Below are 14,948 nucleotides of genomic sequence, written 5' to 3' on the forward strand. Positions count from 1 at the left end.
CCGCGCGGCCGCGCATGGCGGCATCGACGTAGAATTAGGAGATGGATCATGCTTGTCACACGCAGACGTGTGGTTACTGCACATAAGAATAACCGCGCGATCGTTGCGAGCGATGTCGAGCTTCCCATGGAAACCATTCCGGGAGTAAAAGGCTTCACAATATGCGACATGTGGGCTGCTGCGGATATCCAACTTCCTGATGATGGCGAGTTGCGCGAATATCCGTGGTTCTTTCCTCCGGTCGGCGGTTTTCGCTGCACGCATTTGGTGCTGGACGCCAATACGGAGGCTAATCATGAGGAGCTGCAGCCTGGGGAGGATGATGGAAAGCCCAGCGCGCTCTCTGAAATGACCGACAAGCCTGGGATGCATCGGTCCGCAACCGTTGATGCTGGATATATTGTGAGCGGCAGCGTGGTATGTGAGCTTGACGATGGCGAGACCATGACGCTTCATGCGGGCGATACATTTATTCAGGGCGGCACCATCCATGCATGGAGCAATCCCTTTGACGAACCGTGCCACATATTTGCGGTCAGCGTTGGTGCCAAGCATGCGCTTGTTGAAGGTCATTAATTCGTCAAACAATGTGCGGCGTCACTAGGCGGCGTCATACCGTTAGAAGGAAGGGTCGAGCCACAGAATGGCTTGGCCCTTTTTCTGTTCTAAGCTGAGCGGCCCAGTTGCTGAGACCCGCGTTAAAGGGACTGACTTGCTGATCAGCTAATCATCTAACGCAAAGCATGATCGCGATTTTTGATAAAATGTGTGAAATCAGCGGCGCTCGGCAAATTGCATTAATAGCTTCGCTAGTCCGAGGTATGTCTTTTAAATATTTGAATTTAAAAGATAATTTTTCGATATGGCTCAGCGCTGGCTGTCGTGCCCGCTTATTCCTTTCCCCCAAAAAGTGATGAATTCCGCAATCTCGGAAAGGCTCACTTGCCCAACCGGGAATGGAGTTGCCTCCCCTTCTTTGGGAAAATGCCGCTTCGAGTTTCAACCGCACCACTCTCCGGAAACAGGGGATGTGGGCGCATATCTTTGCCTGATACTCTGGGAGGGGGTAATAATGCTTCGCAAATTCCTGACTTCATCTGCAATTTTGACTGTGTCGATGCTTGGCGCGACCGCAGTCAATGCGCAGCAAACAGGTTCGGCTCCACAGGATGCTGCAGCGGACCAAGGCTCAAAGATCGAGGACATCGTCGTAACCGCACAGCGGCAGACTTCGAGCGTTCAGCAGACGCCTCTGGCGATCACGGCTGTCGGGGGCGACATGCTGAAGGATCGCGGCATTGCCGATCTCGATGCGTTGACGCGCTCAATCCCGAATGTGAACTTCTCGCGTCTTGGGGGAGACGCGCGGATATTCATTCGCGGTATCGGTCTTGAGGGCGTTGACGCAGGCGCCGACGGCCGCGTCGCCGTCTACACCGATGATGTTGTTAACGCTCGCCCGCAGGCTGCGCTGACGTCGCTCTTTGACATCAATCGCATCGAGGTGCTTCGCGGGCCGCAGGGTACGCTTTACGGCCGCAACGCAACGGCTGGCGCTGTTAACATCATCTCCAATGACCCGACGGATACCTTGGATGGTTATGCTGCGATCACCGCTGGCAATTATAACCTGATCCGCACGGAAGGCGCGATCAGCGGTCCTTTGTCCGACACGGTTTCTGCGCGTTTCGCTTTCCAGACCAATGATCGTGACGGCTTCGGAAAGAATATCACCACGGGCAACGATGTTGACAGCGAGCGGAGCCGCGCGGCGCGCGCTAAGCTGCGTTTCGAGCCGTCAGAGACGTTCCATCTGACCCTGACCGGCGACTATCGCTGGGAGAAGGACAATGCAGGCGGCTACGCCTTTGTTCGCAATAATCCGTTCTTCCCTGATGTGGCCACTGTGAATGGCTTTGCGCATCCGGCGAGCCGGCGTGATCGCGCCGGTATTGATCAGCGCTTCTACATGGAAAATTATGGTCTGTCGGCAAACGCCACGCTTGAAATTGCGGACCATGTCGATCTCACTTCGGTTACCGGCTATCGCCACGTCAACCAGGCAGGCACCAGCACCGGTGATGACGCCGATCCTTCGACCACCACGCTTGATGTCGCCAACAAGGCGGACCAGTTTTCGCAGGAATTGCGTTTGTCGCTGAAGCGCGGGCCGGTCGATCTGGTCGTCGGCGGCTTCTATTTCCATGAGAAGAATAGCTTCCGGCTGAATCTCGGCGCGTCCGGTCTTCTGTTCGGCGGAAATCTGCAGCCCATCTATCAGGGCTTTGGCCAGGGCGGCACGCAAAAGACGAATGCCTATGCCGCTTTCGCCCAGGCTACTCTTCACGTTACTGACGCTTTGGGCATCGATATCGGCGCGCGGTACAGCTATGAAAAGCGGGCCATCGATCGCTATAATCAGCTCGATTTCGTCAATATCTATCAGCCCACAACGCCTTTGGTCGTTGGGTGCGTTGCTCCGCCGATTACCGGTTTCATCCCCGGAACCACGAGCTGCAGCGCGACTGGTCCGAGCAGCGCGTCCTGGTCGTCCTTCGATCCGAAGGCTACTGTTCATTATCAGGTGGCTGACGGCGTCATGGCCTATGCGACCTATTCACGCGGTTTCAAGAGCGGCGGTTTCGACTTCACTCAGTTGAGCCCGGCCTATAACCCTGAGAAGCTCACCAATTATGAGGCGGGCATCAAGGCCGATCTTTTCGACCGGAGCGTTCGCGTCAATCTGTCCGGCTTCTATTATGACTATAGCAACCTGCAGATCACCATCCTCAACCTGCAGCCGCCAACGCCCGGCCCTGTAACGCTCAACGCGGCGAAGGCCCGGCTCTATGGTGCGGAAGCGGAAATCACGGCGGTTCCCGTCGATGATCTGCGGATGTCGTTCAACCTTGCTTGGCTGAAAAGCGAATATCGCGAGCTTTTCGATACGAACCTGTTCACGGGACAGTTGACCAATCTGGCCGGCAACCAGTTGACATCCGCGCCTAAATATAAGGTCGTCAGCGAGATCGGTTATACCTTCCATCCGGACTTCGCCGACATTACGCCTCGCGCGGAGCTGAGCTGGACGAGCAAGCTGCAATTTTCCCAGTTCAATTTTGACTTCGTGTCGCAGCCCTCACGCTGGGAGCTGAACCTGTATCTGGATGTTGTCCGCAAGGGCGATTGGACGATCAGCGCCTATGGCCGCAACGTCACCAACAAGCTGTATTATGTTTCCCAGGTGGTTGCCGCGCCCTTCTCCGGTGCGCCGATCCTCGGCATGCCGGCGGCTCCGGCGACATATGGGCTTTCTGTAACGAAGCACTTCTAACTCTTGAAAATGACCACTGCCGCCGGTCTGACATGGCGGGCGGCAGTGGTTAAATCGGCGAAGGAATAGCGGTTACGTCTTTATTTCCCTGCAAGACCTGCAACTGTGTGAAACGGCTGGATGTGAGATTCCGCGGCCAGGGGCTTGCTTGCCCCCGTTCTTCCGGGGCGGCCTCGTTCCATGATGATTCCCGGTTTTTTACGGCGTCAAGAATGCCGCGGGTCTCGATCAAGAAAACAGAATTTCCGCATAGATCCAGAGCATGGACAATTCGGGGATGCCGGTCAGTTTTCGCAATGGCCTGTTGAGTAGGGGGGGCGTAACATGAATGAACTTGCCGAGCTGCGGACCTTTGTCGCCGTTGTGGAAAATGGCAGTTTTTCAAAAACGGCAAGGCAGACTGGAAGATCCACCAGTTCAATCGCCCGCCAGGTGAGCGCCCTTGAAGATCGGCTGGGGATCAGCCTTCTGCACAGAACGACGCGACAGCAAGGGCTGACGGACGGCGGTGCCGCCTTCTATGAGGGCGCGATAAAAGTTCTATCCAGCCTGGACAATCTCCAGCGCGATGTGTCGGCCTACCAGAGCGAGCTGAAGGGCGTCTTGCGCGCCCAGATCCGCGCCTCTGCGGCTCTGTCCATCATTGCGCCGGAACTGCCCCGGTTTTTGGAGCAATATCCGGATATCAAGCTCAATCTCGTCCTTGCGGATGAGCAGGTCGATCTCGTCGCCAATGGCCTCGATGTTGCCGTCTGGCTGGGGCATCTCAACGACTCCGGCCTCATTGCGCGGCGCCTTAGCGCTAACAAGCGGATACTTTGCGGAAGTCCCGCCTATTTTGAACGCTATGGCGAGCCGAAGCATCCCTCGGATCTTCAACAGCATAATTGTCTTTTGTACCGCGCAGTGAATTACGGAAATCTGTGGCGCTTTGAGAAGGGCGACGAGAAGCTGGAAGTGCATGTCGCCGGTAATCTGGAATCCGAAAATGGATCGATCCTGCTTACCAGTTGCATAAATGGCGTAGGGTTGTTTGTGGCGCAGGAATGGATGCTCCGCGGCCCCGTGCGGGACGGACGGTTGCGCCCCGTGCTGACCGATTACATCATCAATCCGTCGAACGACAATGACACGGCACTCCATGTCGTATGGCCGCCGACGAAAAAGCTCTCGCCAAAGGCGCGCGCCTTCATCGATTTTCTGGTCTCGCTTTTTTAGCATGGCATTGTCCGGCTGGCTCCTTTGCGGCCCTTCCGGAAATATCCTGATTGCTGAGCGCCGCGGCGGCGCGTGCATCTGTCTGCCAATGAGAAATCAAGGAGTATTATAATGACCGGATCATCCCGTGATCGTACGAGTAATGGTCCGGTAGCCGGAAGGCTTGCCGGCAAGATCGCCGTCGTGACTGGGGCGGGCGGGGGGCAGGGGCAGGCCGCGGCTATTCTCTTTGCGCAAGCGGGCGCAATCGTCGTGGCAAGCGATTTGAACCAGGCAGGCGTGGAGGCGACCACGCGGATTGCGCGCGAGAGGGGGTTGCAGATTTACATGAGCGCCGTCGACGCTGCCGATGAAGCTTCCGTGGGGCCATGGATCGATGATGCGGCAAAGGCGCATGGCGGCCTGGACATTCTCTACAATAACGCGGCGAACACCCATTTTGCGCCCTTCGGTGAAATGACTCTGCATCAATGGCGCGAAACGATGCGGCTCGAACTGGATATTGTGTTTATTCCGTCCAGGGCGATCTGGCGGCATCTTGTGGCGCGTGGCGGAGGGGCGATTATCAACATTGCGTCAGTTTCTGGCATGCGCGCGACGGAGTTTATTGGGGCGGCCGCACATGCCACTGGCAAAAGCGGGGTCATCGGCTTTACGCGCCAGCTTGCGCTTGAAGGCGCTCCGCATTGGATCCGCGCCAATTCGATATCGCCTGGCCCGATTGTCGCGCCGCCAACGGAAGCGATGCTGGCGCAAAGCGAGGAGTTTGCAAAAAACTTCAACGGCTGGCCAATGATGTCGCGCACCGGACGACCGCTGGATATCGCCTATGCGGGACTGTTCCTGGCTTCAGACGAGGCGTCCTTCATCACCGGTGCAAACCTTGCCGTAGATGGCGGCTGGTCCACAAAGGGCGGATATACGGCGCACTGAGATGTTCCGGGTTGGTCACCCCTATTGATGCATATTGTTGAAAGGCGAGGCTGTCTCCGCTGAGCCTTTGGCGGGTATAAATCCAAGAACTGCTGGGCGAACGCTGTTTTTGCCTAGCCAAAAAAGCATTGGATTGTTGCTTGAATCGCGACGGTGTTCGCCAATTTGCGATGGTTCTCAATAATGCTCGCTCCGATACAATCACCCGTATCGCAACAAACAGCTCCAAGCAGATGGTGATCAACCATCGCGAACGCGGCGGGGCATGGAAATTCGAGAGGGCGAAACATGACCACATTCGGTACTTTGAATTTGATGCAGCAGCGCGACGCCGTGAAGCCGCGCGAACAAATCTTCAAGGAGTCTGTGGAACAGGTCGTCCTCGCTGATGAGCTTGGCTTTGACAATGTTTGGTTCGCCGAGCATCACTTCTCCAACTACGGCCTGTGCCCTTCTCCTCTGATGATGGTGGCGCATACAGCCGCAAAGACGAAGCGCATCAAGCTTGGCAGCGGCGTTGTCATTGCGCCTCTCTATCACCCCTCAAGGTTGTTGGCGGAAATCGGGCTGGCCGATATTCTCACCGAAGGTCGCCTCGAACTGGGTGTCGGCAAGGGTTACCAGGGTTATGAGTTTGAGCGTTTCGGCGTCACTCTGGAAGATTCTGCCGATATCACCACTGAGATGTTTGACCTGATCGAGATGGGTCTGTCTGAAAAGACTTTCGATTATAACGGTAAGCACTTCAACCTTCCGCGTTCCACGATTAGCTGCAAGCCGCTGCAGAAGCCCACGCCGCCAATCTGGTATGCCGGTGGTGAGGTGGCGCATCTGAGGCGCTGCGCCCGTAACGACTATCCGGTATTCATGTCTGGCGCGCTTGGTGGCCTGACGCGACTGATCGGCATACGCAAGGAATATGAGAAGCTGGTTGCTGCGGAAGGCCGCAATCCCGCTGACGCCAAGGTTGCCTGCAGCCGCATGGTATTCGTCACCGACAGCAAGGCGGAGGCGGATCACTTCCTTGATTGCGCCCGCTACCAACAGCGGCTTGCGTTGAGCTTCAAGAACCGTCGCGAGAATGTGAGCGAAGATTACATCATCGGCGAAGTGCCGTTTGAAGGCGAGCCGGACATGGATCGCATCCGCCACAATCTGCCGGTCGGCGATGTGGATACGGTCGTCGAGAAGATGGTGGCGTTGCTGCGTGGTCTGCAGCCTCATCATGTCGCACTGCTCATGCAGGTCGGCGACATGGAGCATAAGAGCGTCACGAAATCCATGGAGCGCTTCATCACGGACGTCGTTCCGGCGGTGCAGAAAGAACTCAAGAAGTTCGAGCAGGAAGCCGCTTAACTCTCTGAAGGTTCTTAAAAGACATGCAGTATCCATTGCAGGGCGTAAAGGTCCTGGACCTGAGCAGGGTTCTCGCCGGGCCATATTGTGGCCAGTTGCTTGCCGATATGGGCGCCGACGTTCTGAAGGTCGAAAGTCCTGAAGGCGATGAAAACCGGGGCTGGGGCGATCGGACAGCCGATGGCCTCAGTTGCAACTTCAGCAGCGTGAACCGCGGCAAGCGCAGCGTTGTCATGAACTTCAAGGCTCCCGGGGCCAAGGAAGCGCTGGCGCAGCTTGTCCGGGAATCCGATGTTGTTATCGAGAGCTTCCTCCCGGAATCATCCAAGCGCCTCGGCATCACGTTCGAAGCGTTGAAAGAGATCAAGCCGGACGTCATCCTCTGTTCTATTACGGGGTATGGCTCGCGCGGTCCGATGCGGGACAAGCCGGGCTATGATCTGATGATGCAGGCTTTTTCCAGTGTCATGCTGGGAACCGGTACGGAAGACGGTGAGCCGGTAAGGTGCGGCGTTTCCTTCATTGACATGTCGACGGGCTTGATCGCCTATGGCGGCATTCTCACGGCTTTGCACAGCCGCGGCGTCAATGGCGGGTGCCATGTGGAAGTGTCGCTCCTGCGCACTGCCATTTCTATCCTTGGATATCAGGCCGTGAACTGGCTGCAGACCGGGCGTTTGCCGCAGCGTCAAGGGTCCGGGGTGATGCATCTCGTCCCCTATCAGGCGTTCAAATGCCGTGACGGCTATATATTGTCCGGGGCAACGAATGACCTTGCATGGCGGCGTTTCAGCACGGCTCTGGGCAGACCGGAACTGGGGGTCGATCCGCGCTTCGCGACCAATGATGACCGGTTGCAGAATAGAGCGGAACTGATCGCTCTGGTCAGTGCGATTTTCGAGACGAACGATGCCGCTTATTGGGTAGAAAAGTTCGAAGAGAACCGTGTCGCAATCTCCCCGCTCAATACGCTTGATCAGGTTCTTACGCATGACCAGCTCAAGGAGAATGATATTCTCCTTTCGCTCGCGGAAAGCGGCCAGGAGCCAAAGTCCTTCATCGGCGCGCCTTTCACGCTGAATAAGGAAACGCTATTCTCGCAGCGTCTTGTGCCGCATCTTGGGGCCGACAATGACGAGATTTTGAGAGCGCATATGCAGTTGAGCGACGAGCAGATTGAACGGCTGACGGGTCTGCGGGAGCAGGCCTGAGTGGGACGCATATCCATCGAACGGGGCGTTCGCGGCGACTGTCACCTGATCATTGATAATCCGCATCGCCGCAATGCGATGAATCTCTCAATGATCGAGTCGCTCGAAAAGCATTTCGTGGATCTCGCGCTGGATAGTGACTGCCGGATGATAATCATCCGGGGTGCCGATGGGAATTTCTGCAGCGGCCGCGATTTGAGTGACTTTCAGGGCGCGGACGTGCTCGATGATGATGCCGTCCGCGCTGACTATGCGATACTCTGCCGGCTGATGCTGGCGATAGAAGCGTTTCCCAAGCCTCTGGTCAGCATTATTCAGGGGCATGCCATTGGCCTGGGCGTGGCGATTGCGGCAGGATCTGATGTGGTGATTGCCGCAACCGATGCGGCATTTAGTTTCCCCGAAGTGCGCTTTGGTATAGCGCCAACCCTCTCGGCAGCGATGCTGTTGCGTAATGTTGGGCCGAAGAAGGCCCTATATGCGTTGTTGACCGGTTCGAGATTTGACGGACAGGAAGCGGAGCGGATCGGTCTGGTTTCCAGAGCCGTCGCGCCAGAGGAGTTTGACTCCACGGTTGGCGCATTAATTGACGGATTGCTCCTTGCAGGTCCTGAAGCCTGCGCTCACCTGAAAAAACTGGTGCAGGCGGTTGATACAGCGACACTTCCGCAAGCGCTGGATGCTGCCATGGAATGGGCGGTAAAATCGGTCCGAAGCGAAGGCGCTGCCGAAGGCCGCAAGGCGCGACAGGAGAAAAGGCCGCCTGCGTGGGTGTTGCCTGGATCGTCGTAAAGCACGGCGCTAAGTGGCTTTCCGTTAGAAAAGTTGACCAAAGATCCCGTGCGACAGGCGCGGCAATTGAGTTAGGCGAGGATTCCGATGGCGATCGACTATGACAAGTTGATGAATTTTGAGATCCCCGATGTCGAACAGGATCTGACTCAACGAGATACTATTTTGTACGCGCTTTCCGTGGGTCTTGGCCAGAATCCGACGGACGCCGATGAACTGCGTTTCGTGACGGAACATGGACCTCTGCAGGCGCTTCCATCCATAGCGACCGTGCTTGGGTATCCGGGGGCCTGGCTTCTTGACCCAGAGACTGGCGTGGATGCTGCGAAACGAGTTCATGGCGAACAAGGGATAATCATCCACAAGCCTCTGCCCGTTGAGGGCAAGATCGTCGGCAGGACGAGAGTGGCCGCGATCGTCGACAAGGGCGAGGGCAGGGGCGCGTTGCTCTACGTAGATAAGGAACTGCGCGACTTTGCGACAGGGGAACTGCTGGCATCTGCACCCAGCACAATATTCCTACGTGGCGACGGCGGTTTCGGAGGGCCATCTGGCCCCGTCAAGCCGGCGCATCGCCTCCCCGAAAGGGCGCCTGATACCTATTTAAAGCTGGAGACCCGGCCGGAGCAGGCGCTTCTTTACCGGTTGAACGGCGACTATAATCCTCTCCATTCCGATCCGGCTGCGGCCATTGCCGCTGGTTTTGACAGGCCGATATTGCATGGCCTGTGTACGTTCGGAATAGTTTGTCATGCGCTGGTGAAGGTGCTCGGCAACTCTCAGCCGGAAAGATTGCGCGAAATGGAGCTGCGTTTCTCTGCGCCGGTACTGCCGGGGGAAACCATCAGCGTTGAGATGTGGAATGATGGATCATTCCAGGCGCGTGTTGTGGAACGCGACGCCATCGTAGTTAGCAACGGCCGCTCCGTATTTAATTAGACGGGATTTAACGGGTTAGGCGGGGCCGACTGATCAGTCCCGGCATTTTCCGGACGCTAAAGATCACTGCCGGATGTGCAGAGAGGGCGGCATCCGGAACGCGTCGCTCATCGAACGGGAAATGTTGGTGGTGGCGTTCAGTCGTCCAACAGCGCCAACAACCCCGCATAGACTTTATCATCGAGATCGATCTTACCCCGGACCCGGCCTTCACGCCGGTTCTTATGGCCATGTTCGCCAGGAATCCGGACGGGCGGCTGACCAGGGGCTGGCCGCGAGGTCTTGATGTCGTTGATGAAGGATGAAACCTGAGTTTTAAACTTGTCGGCTGGCATCAGCATGGCCGGGTCGAACACGAGGAAGAAGAAGCCGGAATCCTGAAAATCCGCAGCGGGGGCAGCGCCGCCCGCCAATGCTCCGAAAATCTGGACCGCTATGGACAGAGCGGAACCGCGAGGACCGCCCCAGGCCAGCATGGCTCCCGCAAGGGCGCCGGAAGGATCCGTGGTCGGAAGGCCTTCTTCGTCAACCGCCGTGTCCTCCGGCAATTCCCTTCCCGATCTCTGCCGCAGCAGGACCTCACCCAAAGCGACTGCGCTGGTCCCGAAGTCTATGACCAGGGGGTCGCCATCGGCCGGGAAGCTGAGCGAAACAGGATTGGTGCCCAGAAGTTTGTCGATGCTCCCATGTGGTGCGACGACCGCGCGCGAACTGGCCGTATGAATGGCGACCATTCCCGCTCGCGCTGCGCGATCGACATAGTAGGACAGGCGGCCACTGAACCAGCTATTATGAACGCCGACGATGCCGACACCGGTTTCCTTCGCCAGGGCAACCGCCTTGTCTATCGCCATCAGAGACGTGACATATCCAGTAACGCCGCCGCCATCGATGACTGCGCAGGACGCGCTCTCGCGGATCGTCCTGATGGGTTCGCCCGGTCCAACCTTGCGCAGCATTTCAACGATCGAAAAGATGCGCGGAGGCCCGGCAAATGCGTGTCCGCTCATGGCGGCATCGATCAAATGATCGAGCACCATGTCCGCATGTTCGGGCTTCATTCCATGCCGGGTAAGAACGCGAGTGCCGAGTTCCTTGATCTCGTCTGCGCTGATTTCCATCCAGTTATCCTCTACGTCGGTCATTTCTATTCGCGATTTGCGGGAGGAGCCGGAATTTGTCCTCCAAAGTCCGGCAGATTCCGACTATCGCGTCCACAATTGCTGAAAGGAGGAGGCCACGTATAACGCCATAGCCCGCCCTCAATTTCGGCTTGCAGCCTCATGACAAAGAAATCGACGCAAGGGATCGATCACCCTCTGTCAGGATGTCACCAGCGCTGCACTATAGGGGGATGATGATTGTTCCAAATATGCAATATCGGCAAAGACCTTTGCAGCATGTGCGTTAAATGCCGATCACGGTTTGAGCATCGGGGGCATGCATAATCGCCGCGACTTGCTCCGTTTCCCCTCCTTTCTCTGCCTAAACGGCTTGAAAGGATTGTTGCGGATCGGAGAAGGATGCTTTCCGGATAAAGCACGAGGCGGAATGCCGCATCGGATGTAAGTTTCCCCGTGGATGAGCTTCATGAGAGGCGGCGGATCGTCCCAAATGGTCCTGCGCGCTGCATGGCGTATCCTAACCCGTTTCGAAAAAGCGGGTGAGTTTATCACATGGGCGACAGCGCCGAAGGAGAGATAGGTGAGTTCCGAGTCCACGCAGGCGGTAGCATCAAAATTGACCATCGCCGAGACAGCCGCTCCACCGACATTCGGCCTATGGATCAACGGCAAGAGCCTCCCGGCCCTCTCCGGAGCGACTTTTGAGCGGAGCAATCCGTTCGACGGTTCCATAGCGGGCGTTTACGCCAATGGCGACTTTGAGGATGGCATGCTGGCGCTCAAGGCGTCGCGCGCTGCATTCGATTCTGGTCTGTGGCCGAGCAGCAGGGCGCGGACGCGTTTCGAGGTGCTTACGCGCGTGGCCCGTATTTTGGGTGAGCGCAGCGAGGCAGTCGTCGAGCGCATGATCGCTGAGTCCGGTAAGCCCAGGTCTGTTGCGCTTGGCGAACTTGCGACGTCCATTCGTACGTTCGAATATTATGCTGGCCTTGCGCTGGATCTGCATGGTTCGGCGATCAGTGATCGCGCCCCTGATGCGATGGGCATGATCCTGCATGAGCCGATCGGCGTGGCCGGATTGATCACTCCGTGGAATTTTCCACTGCTTAATCCCGTGGTGAAGATCGCGCCGGCGATCGCGGCGGGGTGCACGATCATTATCAAGCCCTCGCATCTGTGCGCCGGTCCTACTTTGCTTCTTGCGCAGTATCTTACCGAAGCCGGTCTGCCGGACGGTGTAATCAACGTCGTTACAAGCGATCTTGGCGGCGGCGCTGTCGTGGGGCAGTTGATCTCTGAATCGGAGATGGTCGACAAGGTCGCGTTCACCGGATCGAATATGACCGGCCGGATCGTGATGCGTTCGGCGGCATCCACCTTCAAGCCGGTTTCACTCGAGCTTGGCGGCAAATCCGCAAATATCATTTTTGATGATGCGCCGTTCGATGAAGCTGCAGCGGTTTCCGTCAACGCGTTCTGCTTCAACAGCGGTCAGCAATGTTCGGCCGCCACCCGCCTGCTGGTGCAAAAAGGCATTCATGACCGGTTTGTGGAAGCGCTGGTGAAAAATACCAGCAAACAGGTGATCGGTGATCCCAATGATGGCGCGACCATGATGGGTCCACTGGTGAGCGCGGATCAGTTCAGCCGTGTTAGCGGACATATCGCCACTGGCCGGTCGGAAGGGAAACTGGTTGCTGGCGGTGGCGCACCGCAAGGTGCCGCATTCGACAATAGTTTCTTCATCGCCCCGACCATTTTTGATGGTGTCGATAACAGCGCCCGCATAGCGCAGGACGAAATTTTCGGGCCGGTCCTTTCCGTCATACCGTTCTCTGACGAGGAGGACGCGATACGGATTGCCAATGATAGCCGCTACGGGCTTGCAGGCGGTGTCTGGACCAATTCCATTGGGCGGGCGCTTCGTGTGGCAAAGGCCATTCGCACGGGCAAGATGTTCGTGAACTGCTACAATAATTCCGGTTTGGATGACCTTCCGCACGGCGGATACAAGGAAAGCGGAATCGGGCGCGAACTGGGTCAGAAGGGACTGGAGGAATTCCAGCAGACCAAGAGTGTGCAGATCAAGATCGGGTCTTAACGGTCTGCGTCATACCTTCCTCCTAGGCCTCTGATCCCGGCGATTTTCCTCACATCGCTTGAGCGCCGCCCGTAACAACAGTCATTCCGGAGATGCCATTTGGACCATGTCCTCTATCGTCAGGAAGGTGCTGTAGCGATCATCACGCTCAATCGCCCTGAGCAGCGTAATATCCTGTCATCTGATGAGATGCAGGCGGCGTTACTTGGGGCGATCGAGCGGCTGGCAAATGATCATGTGGTGAAGGTTGCTATCCTGACCGGCGCGGGCGCGGCCTTTTCGGCTGGCGGAGACATAAAGAAGATTGCCGAAACGGCTGGAAAGACATCGCCGCCAGTTTCTCGCTCGCACTATATCAACGGCATACAACGCATTCCGCTTGCCATGTCGCGGTTGGAATTGCCGGTAATAGCAGCGGTAAACGGACCGGCCGTAGGCGTGGGGCTTGATCTTGCCTGCATGTGCGACATCCGTATAGCCGCGCAAAGCGCCAAATTTGCGGAGAGCTTCGTCAAGATTGGATATGTCCCCGGCGACGGCGGCGCCTGGCTGCTTCCGCGGGTCGTTGGCCTTCCCAAGGCGCTGGAAATGAGCCTGACCGGCGACATGATAGATGTGGATGAGGCGCTTACCTGGGGCCTGGTGACAAAGGTGGTTCCCGACGAACAGCTTATGGACGTGGCCATGGCGATGGCTTCTCGGATCGCCAGCAATCCGGGATTTGCGGTCAGGATGACCAAGCAGCTTTTGCACAAAAGCGGCGCGATGAGCCTTGAGGATCTGCTGAACTTTACGGCCACGGCGCAGGCGATCGCCGCTTCATCCGATGAGCACAAGCAGGCGGTGGAGGCGGCCCTGGCCGCCCTGCAGGCGAAGAAGCGGCGTCCAAAAGAAAACTAATTCAGAAATCGCCGGCTCAGTTCGGCACTGCGAATGGAGACTGATCATGGATCAGAATGGAATTTTGGCTGGCAAGGTTGCGCTGGTCACGGGAGCGGGTGGCGGCATCGGCCGCGAGATCGCAATTGCGATGGCTGCCGCTGGTGCGAAGGTGATGATCAACGATGTCGGCGCCAGTCTGTCCGGTGATGGCCAATCGAACACGCCCGCTCAGGAAACGCGCAGCCTGATTGAGCAGCGTGGCGGCGCTGCGGCGATTGACACCAATAGTGTGGCAGAACCCGACGCTGCGCAGCAAATGGTGAAGAATACAGTCGATACCTTCGGACGGATCGACATTGTCGTCAACAATGCAGGCATTCTCCGTGACACCATCTTTCACAAGATGAGTCCGAAAGACTGGGTGGACGTCATCAATGTCCATCTCAATGGCAGCTTCTTCGTCAGCCGCGCCGCGGCGGAATATTTCCGGGCGCAGGAAAGCGGCGCATATATCCATATGACGAGCACGTCCGGGCTGATCGGCAATTTCGGCCAAGCCAACTACTCCGCCGCGAAGCTCGGTATCGTTGCCCTGTCCAAATCGATCGCGCTCGACATGAAGCGCTATAATGTACGTTCCAATTGCGTTGCACCCTTTGCCTGGAGCCGGATGACAAACGCCGTGCCGAATGAGACGCCCGACCAGCAGGCGCGGGTCGCTGTGCTCAAGCAGATGACACCGGAGAAAAATGCGCCGCTGGTGGCCTATCTCGGTTCGGACCAAGCCAAGGATATAACGGGCCAGGTTTTCGCCACCCGCAACAACGAGATATTCCTGATGAGTGGCGTGCGGCCGGTGCGGAGCGTCCATCGCGAAAACTGGACTCCCGAAAGCATCGCGGAACATGGCATCAAGGCGTTGATGGGAAGCGCCGTTCCGCTCGACCGGAGCAGCGATGTTTTTACCTGGGATCCGATCTGACCGGTCACCTCAAAGAAGAATGATCGGGGAGCAATCCCCTCATTCTTCTGATCCGTAATGCAACAATCGTAGAAAG

12 protein-coding genes are annotated in these 14,948 nt (G+C 57.1%); 11 read left to right on the forward strand and 1 reads right to left on the reverse strand.

Going from position 1 to position 14,948, the window contains the following annotated elements; translation table 11 throughout:
- The first annotated feature begins 48 nt into the window (after positions 1-48).
- From KFK14_RS10785 to KFK14_RS10820, 8 genes are all read left to right on the forward strand, one after another.
- Positions 49-576: a cupin domain-containing protein gene (locus KFK14_RS10785; RefSeq protein WP_212610785.1), complete on the forward strand. Its 528-nt coding sequence runs from the start codon at positions 49-51 to the stop codon at positions 574-576.
- A 496-nt stretch (positions 577-1,072) separates the two neighbouring features.
- Complete coding sequence (locus KFK14_RS10790; RefSeq protein WP_212610786.1) at positions 1,073-3,334, forward strand: TonB-dependent receptor; 2,262 nt, start codon at positions 1,073-1,075, stop codon at positions 3,332-3,334.
- Between the two features lie 324 nt (positions 3,335-3,658).
- On the forward strand, positions 3,659-4,552 hold the full coding sequence (locus KFK14_RS10795) for a LysR family transcriptional regulator (RefSeq protein ID WP_212610787.1): 894 nt from the start codon (positions 3,659-3,661) through the stop codon (positions 4,550-4,552).
- Positions 4,553-4,663: 111 nt separating this feature from the next.
- Positions 4,664-5,485 carry an SDR family NAD(P)-dependent oxidoreductase gene (locus KFK14_RS10800; RefSeq protein WP_212610788.1) on the forward strand — a complete coding sequence of 274 codons (822 nt, stop codon included), beginning with the start codon at positions 4,664-4,666 and terminating at the stop codon, positions 5,483-5,485.
- Positions 5,486-5,773: 288 nt separating this feature from the next.
- A complete protein-coding gene (locus KFK14_RS10805; RefSeq protein WP_212610789.1) occupies positions 5,774-6,841 on the forward strand; it encodes an LLM class flavin-dependent oxidoreductase in 1,068 nt (355 codons plus the stop codon).
- Positions 6,842-6,864: 23 nt separating this feature from the next.
- Positions 6,865-8,052 (forward strand): CaiB/BaiF CoA transferase family protein, encoded by a 1,188-nt coding sequence (locus KFK14_RS10810; protein WP_212610790.1) that lies wholly within the window; start codon positions 6,865-6,867, stop codon positions 8,050-8,052.
- Positions 8,053-8,844, forward strand: a complete 792-nt coding sequence (locus tag KFK14_RS10815; protein ID WP_212610791.1) for an enoyl-CoA hydratase/isomerase family protein — start codon at positions 8,053-8,055, stop codon at positions 8,842-8,844.
- Between the two features lie 87 nt (positions 8,845-8,931).
- Positions 8,932-9,783: a MaoC/PaaZ C-terminal domain-containing protein gene (locus tag KFK14_RS10820; RefSeq protein WP_246524991.1), complete on the forward strand. Its 852-nt coding sequence runs from the start codon at positions 8,932-8,934 to the stop codon at positions 9,781-9,783.
- Positions 9,784-9,920: 137 nt separating this feature from the next.
- Here KFK14_RS10820 and KFK14_RS10825 read toward each other — a convergent pair whose 3' ends face one another.
- Positions 9,921-10,904, reverse strand: coding sequence for an Ldh family oxidoreductase (locus KFK14_RS10825; RefSeq protein ID WP_070154485.1), 984 nt, complete (start codon positions 10,902-10,904; stop codon positions 9,921-9,923).
- 583 nt (positions 10,905-11,487) lie between these two features.
- Here KFK14_RS10825 and KFK14_RS10830 point away from each other — a divergent pair.
- The 3 genes from KFK14_RS10830 to KFK14_RS10840 all read left to right on the forward strand — a co-directional run bounded on the left by KFK14_RS10830 (position 11,488) and on the right by KFK14_RS10840 (position 14,872).
- Positions 11,488-13,008 carry an aldehyde dehydrogenase family protein gene (locus KFK14_RS10830; protein ID WP_212610792.1) on the forward strand — a complete coding sequence of 507 codons (1,521 nt, stop codon included), beginning with the start codon at positions 11,488-11,490 and terminating at the stop codon, positions 13,006-13,008.
- Between the two features lie 99 nt (positions 13,009-13,107).
- Entirely contained in the window at positions 13,108-13,908 is an 801-nt protein-coding gene (locus KFK14_RS10835; RefSeq protein ID WP_212610793.1) for an enoyl-CoA hydratase-related protein, read from the forward strand.
- A 46-nt stretch (positions 13,909-13,954) separates the two neighbouring features.
- Complete coding sequence (locus tag KFK14_RS10840) at positions 13,955-14,872, forward strand: SDR family NAD(P)-dependent oxidoreductase (RefSeq protein WP_070154489.1); 918 nt, start codon at positions 13,955-13,957, stop codon at positions 14,870-14,872.
- Positions 14,873-14,948: the final 76 nt, after the last annotated feature.

The organism is Sphingobium phenoxybenzoativorans, from assembly GCF_018286635.1.
Lineage (GTDB): Bacteria > Pseudomonadota > Alphaproteobacteria > Sphingomonadales > Sphingomonadaceae > Sphingobium > Sphingobium phenoxybenzoativorans.

Bases quoted from the DNA above. Each gene is read 5' to 3' on its own strand.
- KFK14_RS10785 (WP_212610785.1), top strand. From the start codon at position 49: ATGCTTGTCACACGCAGACGTGTGGTTACTGCACATAAGAATAACCGC.
- KFK14_RS10790 (WP_212610786.1), top strand. From the start codon at position 1,073: ATGCTTCGCAAATTCCTGACTTCATCTGCAATTTTGACTGTGTCGATG.
- KFK14_RS10795 (WP_212610787.1), top strand. From the start codon at position 3,659: ATGAATGAACTTGCCGAGCTGCGGACCTTTGTCGCCGTTGTGGAAAAT.
- KFK14_RS10800 (WP_212610788.1), top strand. From the start codon at position 4,664: ATGACCGGATCATCCCGTGATCGTACGAGTAATGGTCCGGTAGCCGGA.
- KFK14_RS10805 (WP_212610789.1), top strand. From the start codon at position 5,774: ATGACCACATTCGGTACTTTGAATTTGATGCAGCAGCGCGACGCCGTG.
- KFK14_RS10810 (WP_212610790.1), top strand. From the start codon at position 6,865: ATGCAGTATCCATTGCAGGGCGTAAAGGTCCTGGACCTGAGCAGGGTT.
- KFK14_RS10820 (WP_246524991.1), top strand. From the start codon at position 8,932: ATGGCGATCGACTATGACAAGTTGATGAATTTTGAGATCCCCGATGTC.
- KFK14_RS10825 (WP_070154485.1), bottom strand. From the start codon at position 10,904: ATGGAAATCAGCGCAGACGAGATCAAGGAACTCGGCACTCGCGTTCTT.
- KFK14_RS10840 (WP_070154489.1), top strand. From the start codon at position 13,955: ATGGATCAGAATGGAATTTTGGCTGGCAAGGTTGCGCTGGTCACGGGA.